Origin of the sequence: Mycetocola saprophilus (assembly GCF_000718085.1) — a bacterium.
In the GTDB taxonomy this organism is placed as follows: Bacteria; Actinomycetota; Actinomycetes; order Actinomycetales; family Microbacteriaceae; genus Mycetocola; species Mycetocola saprophilus.
On the sequence record NZ_JOEC01000004.1, the window covers coordinates 119163 to 139353 of the forward strand.

The 20191-nt window shown below is 67.9% G+C and carries 17 protein-coding genes; 13 read left to right on the forward strand and 4 right to left on the reverse strand.

The annotated features are described in order from the left end of the window. Positions 1-208: 208 nt before the first annotated feature. Together IE92_RS0114460 and IE92_RS0114465 are read left to right on the forward strand one after the other, a co-directional pair. Entirely contained in the window at positions 209-1072 is an 864-nt protein-coding gene (locus IE92_RS0114460; protein ID WP_030149217.1) for a polyphosphate kinase 2 family protein, read from the forward strand. Positions 1073-1162: 90 nt separating this feature from the next. Continuing rightward, positions 1163-2449 carry an acyl-CoA dehydrogenase family protein gene (locus IE92_RS0114465; protein WP_156027591.1) on the forward strand — a complete coding sequence of 429 codons (1287 nt, stop codon included), beginning with the start codon at positions 1163-1165 and terminating at the stop codon, positions 2447-2449. Positions 2450-2520: 71 nt separating this feature from the next. Here IE92_RS0114465 and IE92_RS0114470 read toward each other — a convergent pair whose 3' ends face one another. Continuing rightward, on the reverse strand, positions 2521-3768 hold the full coding sequence (locus IE92_RS0114470) for an isochorismate synthase (protein ID WP_030149219.1): 1248 nt from the start codon (positions 3766-3768) through the stop codon (positions 2521-2523). A gap of 119 nt (positions 3769-3887) precedes the next feature. Between IE92_RS0114470 and IE92_RS0114475 the strand changes: the two genes are divergently transcribed. Genes IE92_RS0114475 through IE92_RS0114490 form a run of 4 tightly spaced genes read left to right on the forward strand, consistent with a single transcriptional unit; the run spans position 3888 to position 8158 of the window. After that, positions 3888-4592 carry a demethylmenaquinone methyltransferase gene (locus IE92_RS0114475; protein ID WP_030149220.1) on the forward strand — a complete coding sequence of 235 codons (705 nt, stop codon included), beginning with the start codon at positions 3888-3890 and terminating at the stop codon, positions 4590-4592. A 10-nt stretch (positions 4593-4602) separates the two neighbouring features. Continuing rightward, positions 4603-5670, forward strand: a complete 1068-nt coding sequence (locus IE92_RS0114480) for a polyprenyl synthetase family protein (RefSeq protein ID WP_030149221.1) — start codon at positions 4603-4605, stop codon at positions 5668-5670. 57 nt (positions 5671-5727) lie between these two features. Then, entirely contained in the window at positions 5728-7092 is a 1365-nt protein-coding gene (locus IE92_RS0114485) for an FAD-dependent oxidoreductase (protein WP_030149222.1), read from the forward strand. Between the two features lie 40 nt (positions 7093-7132). Then, complete coding sequence (locus IE92_RS0114490) at positions 7133-8158, forward strand: alpha/beta hydrolase (protein ID WP_030149223.1); 1026 nt, start codon at positions 7133-7135, stop codon at positions 8156-8158. 39 nt (positions 8159-8197) lie between these two features. On the opposite strand, the gene IE92_RS0114495 is transcribed toward IE92_RS0114490, so the two are convergent. Beyond that, on the reverse strand, positions 8198-8791 hold the full coding sequence (locus IE92_RS0114495) for a hypothetical protein (RefSeq protein WP_030149224.1): 594 nt from the start codon (positions 8789-8791) through the stop codon (positions 8198-8200). A gap of 65 nt (positions 8792-8856) precedes the next feature. After that, complete coding sequence (locus IE92_RS0114500) at positions 8857-9456, reverse strand: hypothetical protein (RefSeq protein WP_030149225.1); 600 nt, start codon at positions 9454-9456, stop codon at positions 8857-8859. A gap of 82 nt (positions 9457-9538) precedes the next feature. Here IE92_RS0114500 and IE92_RS0114505 point away from each other — a divergent pair, with 82 nt between their 5' ends. Next, positions 9539-10159 carry a hypothetical protein gene (locus IE92_RS0114505; protein WP_162178513.1) on the forward strand — a complete coding sequence of 207 codons (621 nt, stop codon included), beginning with the start codon at positions 9539-9541 and terminating at the stop codon, positions 10157-10159. 20 nt (positions 10160-10179) lie between these two features. Here IE92_RS0114505 and IE92_RS0114510 read toward each other — a convergent pair whose 3' ends face one another. Continuing rightward, the gene (locus IE92_RS0114510) at positions 10180-11724 is read right to left on the reverse strand and encodes a PucR family transcriptional regulator (protein ID WP_030149227.1); all 1545 of its coding nucleotides are present in this window, start codon (positions 11722-11724) and stop codon (positions 10180-10182) included. A gap of 188 nt (positions 11725-11912) precedes the next feature. On the opposite strand from IE92_RS0114510, the gene gabT reads away from it, so the two are divergent. The 6 genes from gabT (at position 11913) to IE92_RS0114540 (ending at position 20141) form a co-directional block, all read left to right on the forward strand. Beyond that, positions 11913-13256 carry a 4-aminobutyrate--2-oxoglutarate transaminase gene (gene gabT, locus IE92_RS0114515; protein WP_030149228.1) on the forward strand — a complete coding sequence of 448 codons (1344 nt, stop codon included), beginning with the start codon at positions 11913-11915 and terminating at the stop codon, positions 13254-13256. 15 nt (positions 13257-13271) lie between these two features. Next, the gene (locus IE92_RS0114520) at positions 13272-14732 is read left to right on the forward strand and encodes an NAD-dependent succinate-semialdehyde dehydrogenase (RefSeq protein ID WP_030149229.1); all 1461 of its coding nucleotides are present in this window, start codon (positions 13272-13274) and stop codon (positions 14730-14732) included. A gap of 19 nt (positions 14733-14751) precedes the next feature. After that, positions 14752-16182: a gamma-aminobutyraldehyde dehydrogenase gene (locus tag IE92_RS0114525; RefSeq protein ID WP_030149230.1), complete on the forward strand. Its 1431-nt coding sequence runs from the start codon at positions 14752-14754 to the stop codon at positions 16180-16182. Positions 16183-16208: 26 nt separating this feature from the next. Beyond that, positions 16209-17570, forward strand: a complete 1362-nt coding sequence (locus tag IE92_RS0114530) for a flavin monoamine oxidase family protein (RefSeq protein WP_030149231.1) — start codon at positions 16209-16211, stop codon at positions 17568-17570. Positions 17571-17682: 112 nt separating this feature from the next. Beyond that, on the forward strand, positions 17683-18567 hold the full coding sequence (locus tag IE92_RS0114535; protein ID WP_030149232.1) for a universal stress protein: 885 nt from the start codon (positions 17683-17685) through the stop codon (positions 18565-18567). Further along, the gene (locus IE92_RS0114540; RefSeq protein ID WP_051701997.1) at positions 18564-20141 is read left to right on the forward strand and encodes an APC family permease; all 1578 of its coding nucleotides are present in this window, start codon (positions 18564-18566) and stop codon (positions 20139-20141) included. Before IE92_RS0114535 ends, IE92_RS0114540 begins: the two co-directional genes overlap by 4 nt. The last annotated feature ends 50 nt before the right edge of the window (positions 20142-20191 follow it).

Below are 20191 nucleotides of genomic sequence, written 5' to 3' on the forward strand. Positions count from 1 at the left end.
GCTCACCGCGGTGCCGAACGCGATTGCGCCCGCGCTCGTGCCCGACGAGCCCGGGAGCAAATCGGTGCGCCGTACCCGACGAGCCCGGGGGCAAATCGGTGCGCCGTACCCGACGATTCCGTGGGCGAACCGGTGCGCCGTACCCCGGTCGGGGGCAAATTCCCGGGTGGGTCTGGTGCGCCGCGGCGACGGGGTGCACAATGTGGACATGTCATTCCACTCCGAAGCCTGGTCCGAAGATCCTCAGCACGTCCTCCGGGTGGGTCCCGGATTCCGCCTCGACTCGGTCGAAACGGATTCCACCCCCGGATTCAAGGGCGGTAAAAAAGCCGGCGTCGCCGAGCTCGCCCGGGTGGTTGACACCCTGAGCGACCTTCAGGAACGCCTCCACGCCGCCGCCACCACCGGGGCCACCGACTCGGTCCTGCTGGTGTTGCAGGCCATGGACACCGCGGGCAAGGGCGGGATCGTCCGCCACGTCGTGGGTGCCGTGGACCCGCAGGGGGTGCAGCTCGCCTCGTTCAAGAAGCCCACCGCCGAGGAGCTCTCGCATGACTTCCTGTGGCGCATCCACAAGCAGGTTCCCGCCGACGGCAAGATTGGCGTGTTTGACCGCTCGCACTATGAGGACGTGCTGATCGGACGGGTACGCGAGCTGGCGTCCCCCGAGGAGATCGAGCGTCGGTACGAGGCGATCAACGAGTTCGAGCGAGAGCTGGTGGACTCGGGCACCCGGATCATCAAGATCATGCTGCAGATCAGCCCCGACGTGCAGAAGAAGCGCCTGCTTGACCGTCTGGACCGTCCGGATAAGCACTGGAAGTTCACCCCTAACGACATCACCGAGCGCGAGGTCTGGCCCGACTATCAGGAGGCCTACCAGATCGCGCTCACCCGCACCTCGACCGACTACGCGCCCTGGTACGTGGTCCCCGGCGACAACAAGTGGTACGCCCGCGTGGCCGTGCAGCACCTGCTGGTGGACGTGCTCTCGGAGATCGATCCGCAGTGGCCCGCGGCCACCTACGACGTCGAGGAGGCGCGCGCGGCCCTGCTCGCCAGCACGGTCTAGCACCGCGCGGCGGCGTCATGTTGAGAAACACTCGACCGGCGCCGCCGCACCCGCGGCTAGCGTGGAGGCACCCCACGTGAAAGGCCGCGCATGACCCTCCTCCAGACCTCGCCCGTTCGTCCCCGCATCGCCATCGCCCCGGATGCCGATCCGGCCCGGGTCTTCGCCCCGATCTTCGCCCGGATCGCCGAGGGGGCCGCGGCCCGCGACCGGGATCGCGGCCTGCCCACCGCAGAGATTCGTGCGCTGGCCAACGCCGGGTTTGGTGCCCTGCGGGTACCGCGCGCCGAGGGCGGGTTCGGGGTGAGCCTGACCGGGCTGTTTGCGCTCCTGGCCGACCTGGCCGCCGCCGATTCCAATATCGAGCAGGCCCTGCGTGGGCACTTCGCGTTCATCGAGGACCGCCTGGTGAGCCCGGACGCCGAGTCCCGCGCGCTGTGGATCGACCGCACGCTGCGCGGAGATCTGGTGGGCAATGCCTGGACCGAGATCGGATCGAGCGTGCGCGGCGAGCTGGGCACCCGGCTGCGCTCCGACGCGAGCGGGACCCGCCTGAGCGGGGAAAAGTTCTACACCACCGGCAGCCTGTATGCCGATTGGATCGACGTGCTCGCGCACTCCGAGGAGCTGGACACCCAGGTCATCGCGGCCGTGTCCGTGCACCAGGAGGGCGTGGTCATCACCGATGACTGGGACGGCTTCGGCCAGCGCACCACCGCCTCCGGCGGCACCGTCTTTACCGAGGCGGCCGTGGACCCGGCCGACGTGATCGACTTCTCCGAGCGCTTCGGCTATCAGCTGGCCTTCTACCAGGTGTTCCACCTGGCCGCCCTCGCCGGGGTGGCCCGGGCGGCGGCCACCGAGGCCGGGGCCCAGTTGGCCGCGCGCTCGCGCACCTACAGCCACGGCAACGCCGATCGCGCGGTTGAGGATGCCCAGCTGCTTCAGGTGGTCGGTGAGGCCGCGGCTCAGGGCTTCGCGCTGGACGCGATCACCGAGCGTGCGGCGAAGGCCCTGGAAGTAGCCGAGGCGGCGACGCTGGCGCGGAACGCCCTGCGCGCCGACTCTGCGGCGACCCCCGAGCAGCGCGTAGCCGCCGAGACGGCCTTGGCCGAGGCGATCGGGGCGGCCGAGCTGGCCGCGTTCTCCGGTCAGGTTGCGGCGATCCCCGGGGCGCTGCGGGCGACCTCGATCATCTTTGACGCGCTGGGTGCCTCGGCAATCCGCGCCGGCGGTGCGCTGGATCGGCACTGGCGCAACGCCCGGACCCTCGCCAGCCACAACCCGTGGGTGTATCGGGCCCGCCTGCTCGGCCGTTTCGTGGCGACCGGCGAGCGCGACGACGCCTCCTGGGCGGTCGGGGTGGCCGCAAGCTAGCGGCGCTTGCCGCTGTGCTGTCTAGGACAGGGCATCCCGGGTTCGGGTGTTGTCCGGAACCGCTGTGCTGTCTAGGACAGGGCGTCCCGAATCGGTCGGAACTTCATCCCCGTCTCGCGGAACTCCGACTCGGGATCGGACCCGGCGACGATGCCGCCCCCGGCATAGGCGGTGATGAGTCCGTCGGGATCCACCTGGGCGCCGCGCAGGGCGATGGCCCAGTCGCCGTTGCCGTGGGCGTCCACCCAGCCGGTGGGCCCGGCGTAGCGACCGCGGTCGAAGGGTTCCAGCTCATTGATCAGGTCGATCGCGGCGAGGGTCGGGGTGCCGCCCACGGCGGCGGTGGGGTGCAGGGCCTGGATCAGGTCGAGCACGCTCGCGCGGTCGCTGATCCGGCCCGAGATGTCGGTGGCCAGGTGCCAGAGGTTAGGCAGGCGCAGGGTGAAGGGGGAGTCCTGACCGTGCAGCCCGGCGGCGTGCGGGGCGAGGGCGGCCAGGGCGCTGCGCACGGCAAACGCGTGTTCGTCGCGGTCCTTGCGGGACTCGATCAGGGTTTCGGCGGCGGCTCGATCCTCGGTGGCACCGTGGCCGCGGGCGGCGGTTCCGGCGAGGACCCGTAGCGAGAGCGATCCATCCCGCACCGAGATCAGGGTTTCCGGGCTCGCACCGATCATGCCGTCCACCGCATATGTCCAGCACTGCGGATAGGCGGCGGCCAGGTCGGCGGCCAGACGGCGGCGGTCGCCGTCCGCCGGGAGCTGCCCGGTGACCGTGCGGGCGAGCACAATCTTGGCCACATCCCCACGCTGAATCCGGGCGAGGGCCGTGCGGACGAGGTCGCGGTGGCGTTCGGCGTCGGCCGGGTCCTCGGCCAGGTCGGCGGTGAGGCTCTGGCCCAGCGGGGTGCGCGCGGGCAGCAGGTCGGGGTCGGTGGCGGGTTCACCCTCGAGCGATACCCGGGTGATCCAGGCGTGCTCGCCCGAGCGTCCCACGATCACCCGCGGCACGATCAGCACGCTCTCGGCGCTCGACACGGCCGAAAAGGCGATGGTCCCGAAGGCAACCAGCCCGGTTCCGGGGAGACCAACCTCGTCCCCAACCCGCGCGGTTTCGGCGATCTGCTGCCACTGCGTGGCCAGGTCGGTGATCCGATCCTCACCCGCGGTGGAGAGTCGCAGGGCGACGCCCGAGCCCACGATTCCCGCCCCGTCTCGCATCCACATCAGCGGATTTGTGCGGTCGGCAAACCCAAACAGGGTGCCCGGATCGGCCAGTGCACGAGTGGTGACATGGAGCCTGGGGATAACGGGAGTGGACACCCTCTAAGCCTAGGCGGTTTTACATGAGTACACGCCGAGATGTGGCGCACCCGCCGAGTGGGGCGAATTCACGGCCCGGGCGCGGACACCGCGGCTCGAAAGTGTCTAGGATAGTGAGCATGCATAAGGCCGATCTTTCCAAAGCGCCCACACAGGTTTCGGCGATGTTCGATGAGGTAGCTCCGCGCTACGACCTCACCAACACCGTCCTGAGCCTGGGGAATGATCGACTCTGGCGCGTGGTCACCACCCGCGCAATCGGCGCGGTCCCGGGCGAGCGGATCCTCGACCTGGCCGCCGGCACCGGCACCTCCAGCGCCTCGATCGCCGGCACCGGCGCGAGCGTCGTGGCCGCCGACTTCTCCCCGGGCATGCTCGCCGAGGGGCGTCGTCGCTACGGCCACATCAACCGGATCAGCTTTGTCGAGGCCGACGCCACCAAGCTGCCCTTCGCCGACAACGAGTTTGATGCCACCACGATCTCCTTCGGGCTGCGCAACGTGGTCAACCCCAAGCAGGCCATCGCCGAGATGCTGCGGGTGACCAAGCCCGGCGGACGCCTGGTGATCTGCGAGTTCTCGACCCCGCCGAATAAGCTCTGGCGCGGCCTCTACGACTTCTACCTGCACCGGGTGTCTCCGGTACTGGTGCGCCTGGCTAGCTCGAACCCCGATGCCTACGACTACCTCAACGAGTCGATCCAGGCATGGCCGGCCCAGGCCGAGCTCGCGCAGTGGATGCGCGAGGCCGGATGGACCGACGTTGAATACCGCAACCTCACGGGCGGTATCACCGCGCTGCACCGCGGTATCAAGGCCAGCTAGGGTGGGTAAGGTGAATCACGCACCCGAGGCTCGTATCACGAGTCTGTCTCAGCACCTGGGCCTCACCGAGCGCATTTTTGCGTCCCCCGCCACCAAGAAGCTGCTCCACGAGGTGGATGCCGGGCTGGTGCGCATCGAGGCCGGTTTGGAAAAGCAGCTGGCGTACACCGACTCGGTGGCCGACAGCATGAGCCGGTACCTGCTGGAGGCCGGTGGCAAGCGCATCCGTCCGATGCTGCTGCTGCTCACCGCCCAGCTGGGCGAGGGCACGACCCCCGAGGTGGTGCTGGCAGCCGAGGCGATCGAGATCACCCACCTGGGTTCGCTGTATCACGATGACGTCATGGACGAGTCGGATAAGCGCCGCGGGGTGCCCAGCGCCCACACCGTGTGGGGCAACTCGGCCGCGATCCTCACCGGAGACTTGCTGTTTGCCCGCGCCAGCCAGATCATGGCCGAGCTCGGGGAGCGCGCGATCCAGCTGCAGGCCAGCACGTTTGAGCGCCTGGTCCTGGGCCAGCTGCACGAGACCGTGGGTCCGCGCGAGGACGAGGACATCGAGGCGCACTACATTCAGGTGCTCTCGGACAAGACCGGATCGCTGATCGCCGCCGCGGCGCGGACCGGTGTGATCTTCAGCCACGCCGATCCAATCTATGAGGACGCGGTGGTCGAGTACGGCGAGAAGGTGGGCATCGCGTTCCAGCTGATCGACGACGTGATCGACCTCTCCCCGGCCCCCGAGGAGACCGGTAAGGTTCCCGGCACCGACCTGCGGGCGGGCGTCGCGACCCTGCCGATGATCTACCTGCGCCGCCTGGCCGAGACCGACCCCGAGGCCGCCGCCCTGGTGGCCCGGATCGAGACCGACAGCGAGGCCGAACTCACCGGCGCGGCCGCCGAAGACTTCACCGCGGCGATTGCCGCCCTGCGCGCCCACGAGGTGACCGCGCGCACCCTGGCCGCCGCTCACCGCTGGTCCGCCGAAGCCGTGGCCGCCCTCGCGCCGCTGCCCAAGGGCCCGGTCAAGGATGCTCTCGTGCGTTTCGCCGAGACCATCGTTGAACGCTCCAGCTAACTACACCCCTCGTCACAACCCCGCGTCGCCCGACGCCAACAAAGGAGATATCGACACATGAGCAAGTTGCGCCTGGCCATCGTGGGAGCCGGCCCCGCCGGAATCTATGCCGCCGACATCCTGCTCAAAGCCGAAAAAGACTTCGACGTGTCGATCGACCTGTTTGAGCACCTGCCCGCCCCCTACGGCCTGGTGCGCTACGGCGTGGCCCCCGATCACCCCCGCATCAAGGGCATCATCAACGCGCTGCGTGACGTGCTGGACCGCGGTGACATTCGCATCTTCGGCAACGTCCGCTTCGGCACCGACATCACCCTGGAAGACCTGCAGAAGCACTACAACGCGGTGATCTTCGCCACCGGTGCGATCCGGGATGCCGACCTCAAGGTCCCCGGCATCGAGCTGGAGGGCTCCTACGGCGCCGCGGACTTCGTGAACTGGTTCGACGCACACCCCGACGTGCCCACCACCTGGCCGCTGAACGCCCGCGAGATCGCGGTGATCGGTAACGGAAACGTGGCCCTGGACGTGGCCCGCATGCTGGCCAAGCACGCCGACGACCTGCTGCCCACCGAGATTCCCGAGAACGTCTACCAGGGTCTCAAGGCGTCCCCGGTGACCGACGTGCACGTGTTTGGTCGTCGCGGCCCGGCTCAGGTCAAGTTCACCCCGCTGGAGCTGCGCGAGCTGGGCGAGCTGAACGACGTGGACATGGTGCTCTACGACGAGGACTTCGACTACGACGAGGCCTCCCAGGAGGCCATCGCGACCAATAAGCAGATCATGGTCATCGACCGCGTGCTGCAGAAGTGGCGCAAGGAGCCCCAGGAGGGTTCGAGCCGCCGCCTGCACCTGCACTTCTACGCCAACCCCGAGGAGATCCTCGGTGAGGATGGCAAGGTTTCGGCGCTGCGCTATGAGCGCACCAAGCCCACCGGTTTTGGCGGGGTTGAGGGCACCGGCGAGTACCGCGAGGTTCCGGTTCAGGCCGTATACCGCGCGGTGGGCTACTTCGGTTCCCCGCTCGAGCAGATCCCCTTCGACGAGGCACGCGGTGTGATCCCGAACCGTGGTGGTCAGGTGCACGACATCAACGGCGACCAGATCCCCGGCCTGTACGCGACCGGCTGGATCAAGCGCGGCCCGATCGGCCTGATCGGCGCGACGAAGTCCGACGCGATGGAGACCATCGAGAACGTGCTGGCCGACCGCGCCACCTGGTGGACCCCGGAGGCCCCCGAGGAGGAGGCGATCCCGGCCCTGCTCGAGGAGCGTGGCGTGGCCTACACCGACCTCGACGGCTGGCACCGCCTGGATGAGCACGAGATCGGGCTGGGCGAGCCGCACGAGCGCGCCCGGATCAAGGTGGGTCACCGCGGCGAGATGATCCGCATCTCGCGCGACGAGCCCGCGGCCGAGTAACCTCTCACCACGGGGTTCGATTCCGAGTGGGGGAGTGAAGATGACCGAGCACATCTGGGAAACCGATGTGCTCGGTGCGCCCTTTGAGGCCCGCACCCTCCCGCTCGGGACCGACACCCATGGCGAGGTGGTCGCGACCCTGGTGCGCGATACCCGCCGGCCCAAACGCGTCGAATCCCGCCCGGGGCTTGTGCTGCCGCGGCGGACGATCGCCCACGATACCGATGTGCTCTACCTGCACGGGTGGTCCGACTACTTCTTTCAGACCGAGCTGGCCGATTTTTGGCATGAGCGCGGTGCTCGCTTCCACGCGCTGGATCTGCGCGATTACGGTCGCAGCATGCGTCCCGATCGCGCGCCGGGGTTTGTGACGGACCTGGCCACCTACGATGCTGATATCGAGGCTGCGCTCACGCTCATGGGCCATGGCGAGGGGTCCGCGACCACCCGGCGGCTGATCATTCTGGCGCACTCCACCGGCGGGCTCACCGCGAGCCTCTGGGCGAACCGGCATCCGGGACGCCTCGCCGCGCTCATTCTCAACGCCCCCTGGCTGGAATTCCAGGGCGGCGAGCTGGGCCGCGGCACCCTGGAACCGCTGCTGAGCCTGGGCGCGCGCTACGATCCGCGGGTCACGCTGCCCGGGGTGGACTTTGGCTATTACAGCCGGGCGACCAGTGCCGCGTTTGAGGGCGAGTGGGCCTTCGATGAGAGGTGGCGTCCCGAGCGCGGGTTCCCGGTCACGGTGGGATGGCTGCGCACGATCCTCGCCGGGCACACACAGGTGGCTCGCGGCCTGGCGATCGACGTGCCGGTGCTCACGCTGCTCTCGGACTCTTCCACGGTCACCCCGAGCTGGAACGAACGCATGAAACACAGCGACAGCGTGCTGGTGGTCTCCGATATCGCCGAACGGGCGCTGAAGCTCGGTGCCACCGTCACCGTGTCCCGCGTGGCCGGGGCCCTGCACGACGTATTCCTGTCCGAACGCGGCGTGCGCGATCGCGCCTACGCGCAGATGGACGCATGGCTGCGCGGGTTTTCACCGCGCCAAGCGCTCGCGTGATGTGGCTCGTTATTGCTGCCGAGCGCTCGCGTGATGCGGCTAGTTGTTGACGGAGACGTAGACCACATCGTCGGCCGGCTGGTCGAGCCAGAACGCCAGAAAACCGGTGCCGAGTGGTGCGCCCTGGGTGGGCACATCGATGACGTAGGGGGTGTTTCCGCCGTAGCCGAGATCGGTCTTGGTGTCGGACTTGGTGAGGGTCACATTCGTGTTCACGGTGCCGTCCGCGGAGATGAAGGCACCGCGCAGGTGGTCCCCGCCGAAGTCGGAGTAGTGGTTCACCTGGCTGGCCAACAGGGTGAACTGCCCCGGCTTGGCGGTGGAGGGATCCATGATCCGGAACAGGAACTGACCCTGGGGGGATTCCAGATCGACATCGGTGTTGATCAGATGCGGGTCGGACACGCTTGCCGGTGAGAGCTGGATGCTCTGTGCCTTGGGCTTATTCCCGGAGGTGAAAATCAGCGTCAGGATGATGGCCACCACAACGATCACGATGCCGATGATTGCGGGGATCCACACAAACGAACGGGTTGTCGGGGAACGCTCCCCGGTCCCCAGCATTCCCATCTCGCCACCCGACAGGGGCGGTTCCGCTTCCTCTTCGCGACGTACCTCGGGATCCTCATTCATACCCCAATCCTAGGGATACCGTCGGGTGTACACAGGCCCCCGATTCGGGGGCGGACGGCACCGCCCTATGGCGACACCGTGAAGTACACCACGGTGTCCGGGGCGTCATCCATCCAGAAGGCCAGGTGCCCGTCGCCGAGGGTTTTGCCGCCCGTTTCCACGGTGAACAGCAGCGGGGTTGTGGATTCCGCCTCCAGGCGAACGGTGCCGGTAAACGGTGCGATGGTGCTGTCTCGGAATACCGTGCCATCGGCGCCGATAAACGCGCCGCGCAGGTGGTCGATCCCAAAGCCCGCGTAGTGATTGAGAGTGCTGGCCAGCAGCACAAACTCGCCGCCTCCCGGGGTATCGGGGGAGACCGGACGCACACTGAAGGCTCCCTGGGGAGTGTCGAGTTCGGCCGGCCACTCCATCGCAAGCGGCTCGGAGATGCTGGCCGTCGACAGCTCCACTGCCTGCTTTTTCTCCGCGGACCCGGGGCCGGAGACCAGGTACCAGGCGAGGGCCGCGGCGAGCACCACAATTCCGATAATGGCCGGGACGAGGATAAAGGTGCGGTTCAGCGGTGAGCGATCGATGGTTCCCATGATCCCCGTGCGCATCGTGGTCAGCGCTGTCCCCCGTTCGGCGGCGGCATCGTGAGGACCCCTCGGTGAACCATTCATGTTCGAATCCTATCGATCGTTATGCATATAGTATGGTCGCACTGCGAGCGCCGTGGGGCGACGTGGTTCTGGGGGAAACTGAGTGAGTAATCCGATTGCACCGTGGGCAAAAAATGAGCGACCGGACCTGGGGGCGGGCAATGTGGCTTCACGCCGATCCCGCTGGTTTGTGCGCGTGGTGGCCGGGGCGGCCGTGGCCGTCGTGGTGGGGGCGGCCGTATGGCTGATGTGGCCGCGCCCCGACGATGATGGCCTCGCCGCGGCACCGGCGGTGACCGAGCGCTCGCAGGACCTGGTGGGTGCGTTTGAATCCTCGCTCCAGGAGACCCTGGACACCCTCTACGTCGCGCAGACGCCCGATGCCGCCGATCAGCTGACAACTGCCGCGCTCAACCCCACCGCTTCGGGGCGCGCCGCGCTGGAGGCGATCACCGCGATCCTCAAGCAGGACGCGGTGGCCCTGCAGACCAACGGGGCCTGGGACGGAAAAATCGACTCTGTTCTTGTGTTCTCCGAGGGCGGCATCAACTCGGGCGGCGACGGCGAGGGGAGCAGCACGCTGTCGATCACGCTCACCATCACCCGCCATATGGTGACCGCAAACCAGAACTGGAGCACCAGCGTCCCGGTGGAGATGGTCTTTGATAATAAGTCGGTCCGGCTGACCGACATCACCATGGGCAATATCGACGCGCAGCCCTAAACCCGCGGTGCGCGCGTCGCCTACGCCCGCAGCGCCAGCCAGTAGTTGGTGCGCGCGGACATGGTGTCCAGCGGGGTATCGGTGAGCTTCTCGATCAGCAAAATGCGGGCGCGCAGGGTGTGCCGGTGGATGCCGAGTTCGCGGGCCGCCGGATCCCACTGGCCGTTGTGTTCGAGCCAGCTGGTGAGCGCGGCGATGAGCTCGGTGCCGTGGGCCTCGTCGTGGGCGCGCAGTGGGGCGAGGAGTTCGTGGGCGCGCTCGCGTACGGCGTCGGTGAAGAGCAGCTCGGTGATGCCCTGCCCGCCGATATCGGCAAACGCGGTGACCCCGGGGGAGTGCGGGTCTTCGGCGAGCGCACGCCGCGCCTGGTCGATGCCCTCGGAGAGGTTGGCGTAACCCAGCGGATCGGAGAGCCCGCCGGCGAGGCCCCGGGCGGTGCCCAGCTCGGCGATCCGTGCGCCCGCGTCTTCGGCGGGCAGCAGCGCGATGATCTCCCGTCCCCGGGTGGCAAAGAAACACCACCCCGGGGCGGTCTGCGCGCGCTCATCCAGCTCGCGCAGCAGCGGGTTGCCCGCGCCGTGGCCCGGATGCCAGACGGCGACGCGCACGGGCTCGGGCGGCAGCGCCTCGTGGATGTGTTGCAGGACCAGCCGGGTCAGCGAGGGTCGCTGATCCAGCAGTGCCTCGAGCGCGCCCGAGCGCAGCGCCCGGCGACCTCGGCGCAACCCGCGTCCCTGTTCCAGGGCGAGACCGGTGAGGGCGACCACGTTGGTGATGACGCTCTGCTCGGCCGGGTCGGGGGCGGGTCCGACGATCGCCAGGACCGCACGCAGGTCCTCGCGCCGTCCCACGGTTTGCAGGCTCACGGTGCCCGCCGGGGTCTGGATCGTGGTGGCCGCGCGCTGCCCGCGCTCCAGCAGCGCCGCCGCCTCGGCGGTCACGATCGCCGGTGGGTCCAGCGGCGGCCCGAACCGGGACAGGGCGGGTCCGGGCGCGCTAAACAGGAACACCGGCCGGTGCAGCAGCCGGGCCAGTTCGACAAAAATTTCACGCTGCGGGTTGGGGCGCAGCGCGGCGAACGAGATGGCCCGCTGCGCGTTCATCGCCCAGGCTTGTCGTTCCCCGGCGGCGGCGGCCAGCGCGTCGGCGGCGGCGCGGATCACCGCGATAAACGCGGTCCGGTAGGGCACCTCAAACAGGGTCAGCCCGTGGGTGTCACACGCCTGCACCAGCGCCGCCGGAATGTCCGGGCGCAGCACCTCGGTGCCATAGCCGAGGGCCGCAACCCCGACCGAGACCAGGCGCTGCACGTAGCTCTCATAGTCGGTGATCAGCGCGAGCCCGGTGCGGGTGCCGTTAATCACCGGGCGGCGCTCCTCGGATTCGGCGAGGAACTGGCTGCCGGTGGTGAGCAGCACCTGGTGGCGGGCGAGGAACGGGGTGGGGTCGGCGAGGTCGGAGCTGGAAACCCAGTCGATCGGGATGTTCTGGGCGGCGGGGATGTCCACGATCCGGCGCAGCCCGAGGGCGGGGATTCGGAGCAGGCGATCCACGGTGAGTGACATGATGCCAGCCTATCCCGCTCTGCCAATGTGTCGAAGAATTCACCAGAGCTTTGACAGATTGTCGAGGCGCGCCGCGGGGAACCCTGCCTAGTCTGGGGGCAGATGGTGCGCAGAGGGACCATTCCGGGCGGTCACACGTCCGACCGTTGCGCATCCCCTTAAACGCCACAAGTAACAAGGAGTGTTCAATGTCCGAGACCCCCGCACGCGGAGCAGACCTGACCCAGGCCCGCAACCTGGTCACCTCGATCCCCGGTCCCCGTTCGCAGGAACTGATGGCGCGTAAGCGCGCCGCGGTCTCGAACGCCATCGGCACCACGATGCCCGTCTTCGCCGAGGCCGCCTTCGGTGGCGTGATCCGCGACGTCGACGGCAACACCCTGATTGACCTCGGCTCGGGCATCGCCGTGACCGGTGTCGGAAACGCCAACCCCCGCGTGGTTGCCGCCGTCTCCGCCCAGCTCGAGGCCTTCACCCACACCTGCTTCATGATCACCCCCTACGACGGTTACGTCGAGGTGGCCGAGAAGCTCAACCGGCTGACCCCCGGAGACTTTGACAAGCGCTCGGCGCTGTTCAACTCGGGTTCGGAGGCCGTGGAGAACGCGGTCAAGATTGCCCGCTCCTACACCGGCAAGACCGCCGTGGTGGCCTTCGATCACGCGTACCACGGTCGCACCAACCTGACCCTGGCACTGACCGCCAAGAACCAGCCCTATAAGTCCGGCTTTGGTCCCTTCGCCTCCGACATCTACCGCGCCCCGCTGAGCTACCCCTTCCGCGACGGCGACCGCACCGGTGCCGAGGCCGCGAAGATCGCCATCTCGCAGATCGAGAAGCAGGTCGGGGCCGAGAACCTGGCCGCGATCATCATCGAGCCGATCCAGGGTGAGGGTGGCTTCATCGTTCCCGCCGAGGGCTTCCTGCCCGCGCTGGCCGCCTGGGCCAAGGAAAACGGCGTGGTCTTCATCGCCGACGAGGTTCAGACCGGCTTTGCCCGCACCGGCGCGATGTTCGCCTCCGAGCTGTTCGGGATCGAGCCCGACCTGATCGTGACCGCCAAGGGGATCGCCGGCGGTCTGCCGCTGTCCGCCGTGACCGGCCGCGCCGAGATCATGGACGCCCCGCAGACCGGCGGCCTGGGTGGCACCTACGGCGGAAACCCGCTGGCCTGTGCCGCGGCCCTGGCCAGCATCGACGCGTTTGAGCAGGACGGCCTGATCGAGGCCGCCCAGCGCATCGAGCAGCAGATCACCTCCGCCTTCCTCGCCGCTCAGACCACCGACGCCCGCATCGGCGACGTGCGTGGCCGCGGCGCGATGATCGCGATCGAGTTTGTGAACCCCGAGACCGGCGAGCCCGACGCGGCCCTGACCGGCGCGATCGCGGGGGCCGCCCACAACCAGGGCGTGATCGTGCTCACCTGTGGCACCTACGGCAACGTGATCCGCTTCCTGCCGCCGCTGACCATCTCCGAGGAGCTGCTGGCCGAGGGCCTGAGCATCGTCCTCGACGCCCTCGCCAACGCCTAGAAAGGAATCAGACCGATGACTACCGAAGCAGAACTGCTGGCGAAGATCCCCACCGGACTCTTCATCGGAGGCGAATGGCGCGATGCGTCGGACGGCTCTACCCTCGACGTACTCGACCCGGCAACCGGTAAGGCCCTGATCTCCATCGCCGACGCGACCGTCGAGGACGGTGCCGCGGCCCTGGATGCCGCCGTCGCCGCCCAGGCCGACTGGGCCGCGACCCCGGCCCGCGCCCGCGGCGAGATCCTGCGCCGCGCGTTTGACCTGCTGCAGGAGCGCCGCGAGGAATTCGCGCTGCTGATGACCCTGGAGATGGGGAAGCCGCTGGCCGAGGCCAACGGTGAGGTCACCTACGGGGGCGAGTTCCTGCGCTGGTTCAGCGAGGAGGCCGCCCGCCTGACCGGTCGCTACGGCACCAACCCCGAGGGCACCGGCACCATGATCGTGTCCCAGCAGCCCGTGGGCCCGACCTTCCTGATCACCCCGTGGAACTTCCCGCTGGCCATGGCCACCCGCAAGATCGCCCCGGCGCTTGCCGCGGGTTGCACCGTGGTCCTCAAGCCCGCCGCGCTGACCCCGCTGACCAGCCTCGCCTTCGCACAGCTGCTGGTGGATGCGGGCCTGCCCGCCGGGGTGGTCAACGTGGTCAACACCTCGCGCTCGCAGGAGCTCTCGGCCCCGATCATCTCCGACTCGCGTCTGCGTAAGCTCTCCTTCACCGGTTCGACCGGGGTGGGTCAGGCGCTGCTGCGTCAGAGCGCCGACAACGTGCTGCGCACCTCGATGGAACTCGGCGGCAACGCCCCGTTCGTGATCTTCGAGGACGCCGATCTGGATGCGGCGATCGAGGGGGCCCTGGCCGCCAAGTTCCGCAACATCGGCCAGGCCTGCACCGCCGCCAACCGCTTCATCGTGCACTCCTCGATCGCCGAGGAGTTCACCGCGCGGGTCACCGAGCGGGTCCAGGCGATGAAGATCGGCCGCGGCACCGAGGAGGGCGTGCAGATCGGCCCGCTGATCGATGACCGTGCGGTCGCCAAGTGTGTGGCCCTGGTCAACGACGCGGTTTCCCGCGGCGCGACCCTGCACACCGGCGGCACCGCTATCGAGGGCGAGGGATCCTACTTCGCTCCCGCCGTGCTGAGTGGTGTGACCCCGGGATCCGACATCCTGCGCGAGGAGATCTTCGGACCGGTCCTCGCGGTGTCCACCTTTGATACCGAGGCCGAGGCCATCGCCGCCGCCAACGACACCGAGTACGGCCTGGTGAGCTACGTCTTTACCACCGACCAGGGTCGTGCACAACGCTTGATTGGTGCGCTGGAGACGGGCATGATGGGCCTCAACGTCGGAGTGCTCTCCAACGCCGCCGCACCGTTTGGTGGGGTCAAGCAGTCGGGGATCGGTCGCGAGGGCGGTTCCGAGGGTATTCACGAGTATCTGTCCACCAAGTACACGATGGCCCCGCTGGGCTAGAGCGAAACGGGAGAAGAGCATGACCGAGAAGCTGCAGAACTTTATCAACGGCGCGTTTGTGGACGTGGCCGGAACCACCATCCTCGACGTGATCGACCCGGCCACCGAAAACGTGGTTTCCCACGCCCCGGTGTCGGTGGCATCCGATGTGGATGCGGCCTTCGCCGCCGCCAAGACCGCGTTTGCCACCTGGCGTCGCAGCACCCCGAGCCAGCGTCAGGCGGCGCTGCTCAAGCTCGCCGACGCGATCGAGGAAAACCAGGATGCCCTGGTTGCCGCTCAGGTGCGCAACACCGGTCAGCCGATCGAGACCGTGCGCGCCGAGGAGATCCTCACCGGTGCCGAGCAGCTGCGCTTCTTCGCCGGTGCCGCCCGGAACCTTGAGGGTAAGGCCGCGGCCGAGTACGTCGAGGGATTCACCTCGTTTGTGCGGCGCGAGCCCATCGGCGTGGTCGCCCAGGTGACCCCGTGGAACTATCCGTTCCTGATGGCGATCTGGAAGATCGGTCCGGCGCTGGCCGCCGGTAACACGATCGTGCTGAAGCCCTCGGACACGACCCCCGAGTCGACCCTGGAACTCGCCCGGATCACCGCCGGGATCCTCCCGGACGGCGTCTTCAACGTGGTCCTCGGAGACGCCAGCACCGGCACCCTGCTCACCGAGCACAAGACCCCGGGCCTGGTCGCGATCACCGGTTCGGTGCGGGCGGGTCAGGCGGTGGCCACCTCGGCCGCCAAGAACCTGCACCGCGTGCACCTCGAACTCGGGGGCAAGGCCCCGACCGTGGTGTTTGAGGACGCCGACATCCAGGCGGCCGCCCAGGGCATCGCCGAGGCCGGGTACTTCAACGCCGGTCAGGACTGCACCGCCGCGACCCGCGTGATCGTGCACCGCTCCAAGCACGACGAGTTCGTGAAGGCGCTGGTGGCCGCGGCCGAGGCCACGGTGACCGCGGGCCCGGACAACGCCGACGCGTTCTACGGTCCGATGAACAACAAGAACCACTTCGCCCAGGTGCTCGACATCCTCGGCAGCCTGCCCGCTCACGCGGTCGTGGCGGCCGGCGGAAAGCGCGTGGGGGAGACCGGCTACTTCGTCGCCCCGACCGTGATCACCGGCGTCAAGCAGGACGATGACGTGGTGCAGAAGGAGAGCTTCGGCCCGATCCTCACCGTGCAGGCCTTCGACACCGAGGAGGAGGCCATCGAACTCGCAAACGACGTCGAATACGCCCTCGCCTCGAGCGTCTGGACCGCCAACCACTCGCGCGCGATGCGCCTGGCCCGCGACCTTGACTTCGGCTGCGTGTGGATCAACACCCACATCGTGCTGACCGCCGAGATGCCGCACGGTGGGTTCAAGAAGTCGGGTTATGGCAAGGATCTTTCGGGGTACGGCTTCGAGGACTACACCCGGATCAAGCACGTCATGACCAGCCTCGAAGGCTAGTTGACGGTTTTAGGAAAGGAAGCAACATGACCGAAATCACACGTGACGTCGTCATCATCGGTGCGGGGGCATCGGGGCTTACCGCCGCGACCGACCTCAAGGCTCGCGGCCTCAGCGTCGCGGTGCTGGAAGCACGCGACCGGGTGGGCGGACGTCTCTGGACCGACACCATTGAAGGTGCGATGCTGGAGATCGGTGGACAGTGGGTGTCCCCGGACCAGACCGCGCTGATCGAGACCCTGGACAAGCTGGAGCTCGACACCTTCTCGCGCTACCGCGAGGGCGAGTCGATCTACATCGGTCGCGACGGCAAGCACACCCGCTACAGCGGTGACCGCTTCCCGGTGGACGCCGAGACCGCCGCCGAGATGGATCGCCTGATCGTGATCCTGGACGAGCTCGCCGAGAGCGTCGGGGCCACCGAGCCCTGGGCGCACCCGCGGGCTCAGGAGCTCGACTCGATCACCTGGCAGGCCTGGCTCGAGGAAAACACCGACAACATCGAGGCCCGCGACAACATCGGCCTGTTTGTGGCCGAGGCGATGCTGACCAAGCCCCGCCACGCCTTCTCGGCGCTGCAGGCGATCCTGATGGCCGCCTCGGCGGGCAGCTTCTCCAACCTGGTGGATGAGGACTTCATCCTCGACAAGCGTGTGATCGGTGGCCTCCAGCAGGTGCCGCTGCGCCTGGCCGAAAACCTCGGGGACGACGTCTTCCTGAACCAGCCTGTGCGCCGCCTGGAGTACACCGAGGACTCGGTGACCGCGATCGCCGACGGCATCACCGTCAAGGCGCAGTACGCGATCATGGCCGTGCCGCCGAACCTGTACTCGCGGGTCGACTACCAGCCGCCGCTGCCGCGCCTCAAGCACCAGATGCACCAGCACATGTCGCTGGGTCTGGTGATCAAGGTGCACGCGGTGTACGAGACCCCGTTCTGGCGCGAGGATGGCCTCTCCGGTACCGTCTTCAGCCCGTACCAGCTTGTGCACGAGGCGTATGACAACACCAACCACGAGGACCCCCGCGGCACCCTGGTCGGATTCGTCTCCGACCAGCACGCCGACAAGGTGTTCATGCAGGATGCCGAGGCCCGCAAGGCCGCGATCCTCGACTCGCTGGCCGCCTACTACGGCGAGAAGGCCCAGAACCCGGTTGTCTACTACGAGTCGGACTGGGGCAGCGAGGAGTGGACCCGCGGGGCCTACGCCACCTCGTTCGACATGGGTGGCCTGGCGCGCTATGGCGCCATGCAGTCGACCCCGGTGGGACCGATTTACTGGTCCTCCTCCGATCTGGCGGCCGAGGGCTTCCAGCACGTGGACGGCGCCATTCGCGTCGGTCACGACACCGCCGAGGCGATCATCGCCCGGCACGACTCCAAGTAGCAGTCCCTCAACGATCCACCACGGATCACAACACAGGATGTGATATTCGGGCGGGGTGCAACCGCACCCCGCCCTCGGCCTCCCCTTTTCAGTGAAGAAAGCGAGCGCTCTCATGCGATACGTTGTCGGCTACACAAATACCCCACAGGGGGCCGATGCCCTGGCCCTCGCGGCCCGGCTGGCGCGTTCACGCGGTGCCGGGTTGGACCTGGTCCTGGTCCTCGACCGGGAGGAGCGCAACCAGCTGGTTCCCACCTCACCGGGATTCAACCTGTATAAGCATCAGCTCGCCGAGAGCTGGCTGACCCAGGCGATTGCGACCCTGCCGGCGGACATCGAGGCCCGCCACCACGTGGTCTACGCCGAATCGTTCTCCGAGGGCCTGATCCTCGCCGCCGAGGAGCTCAACGTGCGCGCGATCATCGTGGGTGCCGGGGGCGGCATCTTCGGCCGGTTCAGCGTCGGATCGGTGGCCAACGCGCTGCTGCACTCCTCCCCGGTTCCGGTGGCACTCGCCCCCGCCGGTTTCGCCGAGACCGCCGACCCGAACGCGACCCTGACCCGGGTCACCGCGGCGATCGGTCTGCGCGCCGGTGCGCAGAACGTGCTCAACGCCGCCGTCAACCTGGCGGCCACCGCCAAGATTCCGCTGCGTCTGCTCTCGGTGGTGGCACTGGATGCGCCCGAAGGCGCCGAGGATCCCGAGGCTCAGGCCCGGGCTCACGCCCACGCCGAGGCCGTGCAGGCCGGGGCACGCGAGGCGCTGCCCGAGGGCATCGAGGTGACCACCGAGATCGTGACCGGCAAGCGCATCGAGGATGCCGTGCTGTCGGTGGAGTGGGATCCCAACGAGATCGTGCTGGTGGGCTCCAGCCGACTGGCGCGTCCCGCCCACCTCTTTATCGGGTCCACCGCATCGAAGATGCTGCGCGAGCTGCCCGTGCCGATGAGCGTGGTGCCGCGTGAGTCGATGCTCTCGCAGGGAGAACAGGCATGAGCGCCGACACCCAGGCCACCCCGGGCCTGTCCAAGAAGGGACTGGGGGCCGGATCGGTCGGCCTGATCGGTGCGATCGTCATCGGTATCTCCTGCATCGCCCCGGCCTACACCTTCACCGGAGCGATCGGCCCGACCGTGGGCGCGGTCGGCACCCACGTGCCGGCGATCTTCCTGGTCGGGTTCATCCCGATGCTGCTGGTGGCCTTCGGCTACCGCGAACTCAACTCCCGGATGCCCGACAGCGGCACCTCCTTCACCTGGGGTGTGCGCGCGTTTGGGCCCTGGCTCGGCTGGATGTCGGGATGGGGACTGATCGCCGCCACGGTGATCGTGCTCTCCAACCTCGCCGGCATCGCCGTGGACTTCTTCTACCTGGCGCTCTCGCAGATCTTCCAAAACCCGGATCTGGCGGCGCTGACCAAGAACCCGATCATCAACGTGGTCACCTGTCTGGTGTTTGTGGCCCTGGCCACGATGGTGTCCTACCGGGACATGAAGACCACCCAGAAGTTCCAGTACGTGTTGGTGGGCTTCCAGATTCTGGTGCTCGCGGTGTTCATCGTGGTCGCCCTGGTGCGCGCCTATGACGGTGACGCGGTGGACTTCACCCCGATCCAGCTCGAGTGGTTCAACCCGTTTGGCGTGGGCAGCATGTCCGCCTTTGCCGCCGGGCTCTCGCTCTCGCTGTTTATCTTCTGGGGCTGGGACGTGATCCTCACCATGAACGAGGAGACCAAGGGTGCCCGCTCGACCCCCGGCAAGGCCGCAACCTTCGCCGTGATCCTCGTGGTGGTGCTCTACCTGCTGCTGGCCGTGGCGATGATCTCCTTCGCCGGCGTCGGCACCACCGGCACCGGGCTGCAGAACCCCGAGATTCAGGAGAACGCGTTCTTCTTCCTCGCCGGGCCGATCCTCGGCCCGCTGGCGATCATCGTCTCGATCGCCGTGCTGTCCTCCTCGGCCGCCTCGCTCCAGTCCACCTTCGTGGGTCCGGCGCGCACCCTGCTGGCGATGGGCCACTACGGCGCGCTGCCCGCCCGCTTCGGCAAGGTCAACCCCAAGTACTTCACCCCGGGGTTTGCGACCATCGTCTCGGCCGTGTGCGCCTCGGTGTTCTACGCGGTCATGCGGATCGTGTCCGAGGCCGTGCTGCAGGACACCATTACCGCGCTGGGCATCATGATCTGCTTCTACTACGGCCTGACCGCGTTCGCGTGCGTCTGGTACTTCCGGAAGCAGTGGTTCTCCAGCGTCCGGAACTTCTTTATGCAGTTCCTGTTCCCGGGTGTGGGTGGACTGATTCTCGCGGTGCTGTTTGTGATGACGATGGTGGACAGCTTCGACCCCGACTACGGTTCGGGCTCCAGCGTCTTCGGCATGGGCCTGGTGTTTGTGCTGGGCATCACGGTCATCCTGATCGGCGTGGTCATCATGATCATCCAGCGCTTCCGCCACCCCGACTTCTTCCTGGGCAAGACCCTGACCGCCGGTATCGCCGGTGACGCCCAGGAGAAGGAGGCCGCCGAGGCCGATGCGGCCATCGAGGAGGCCGCCCGGAACGCGGGCCGCTAGCCTCTAAGCGCAGCACCACCGGGTCCCGTCGAATACTCGATGGGACCCGG

Bases quoted from the DNA above. Each gene is read 5' to 3' on its own strand.
- IE92_RS0114540 (WP_051701997.1), top strand. From the start codon at position 18,564: ATGAGCGCCGACACCCAGGCCACCCCGGGCCTGTCCAAGAAGGGACTG.
- IE92_RS0114490 (WP_030149223.1), top strand. From the start codon at position 7,133: ATGACCGAGCACATCTGGGAAACCGATGTGCTCGGTGCGCCCTTTGAG.
- IE92_RS0114465 (WP_156027591.1), top strand. From the start codon at position 1,163: ATGACCCTCCTCCAGACCTCGCCCGTTCGTCCCCGCATCGCCATCGCC.
- gabT (WP_030149228.1), top strand. From the start codon at position 11,913: ATGTCCGAGACCCCCGCACGCGGAGCAGACCTGACCCAGGCCCGCAAC.
- IE92_RS0114535 (WP_030149232.1), top strand. From the start codon at position 17,683: ATGCGATACGTTGTCGGCTACACAAATACCCCACAGGGGGCCGATGCC.
- IE92_RS0114530 (WP_030149231.1), top strand. From the start codon at position 16,209: ATGACCGAAATCACACGTGACGTCGTCATCATCGGTGCGGGGGCATCG.
- IE92_RS0114500 (WP_030149225.1), bottom strand. From the start codon at position 9,456: ATGAATGGTTCACCGAGGGGTCCTCACGATGCCGCCGCCGAACGGGGG.
- IE92_RS0114485 (WP_030149222.1), top strand. From the start codon at position 5,728: ATGAGCAAGTTGCGCCTGGCCATCGTGGGAGCCGGCCCCGCCGGAATC.
- IE92_RS0114510 (WP_030149227.1), bottom strand. From the start codon at position 11,724: ATGTCACTCACCGTGGATCGCCTGCTCCGAATCCCCGCCCTCGGGCTG.
- IE92_RS0114520 (WP_030149229.1), top strand. From the start codon at position 13,272: ATGACTACCGAAGCAGAACTGCTGGCGAAGATCCCCACCGGACTCTTC.
- IE92_RS0114475 (WP_030149220.1), top strand. From the start codon at position 3,888: ATGCATAAGGCCGATCTTTCCAAAGCGCCCACACAGGTTTCGGCGATG.
- IE92_RS0114525 (WP_030149230.1), top strand. From the start codon at position 14,752: ATGACCGAGAAGCTGCAGAACTTTATCAACGGCGCGTTTGTGGACGTG.
- IE92_RS0114460 (WP_030149217.1), top strand. From the start codon at position 209: ATGTCATTCCACTCCGAAGCCTGGTCCGAAGATCCTCAGCACGTCCTC.
- IE92_RS0114495 (WP_030149224.1), bottom strand. From the start codon at position 8,791: ATGAATGAGGATCCCGAGGTACGTCGCGAAGAGGAAGCGGAACCGCCC.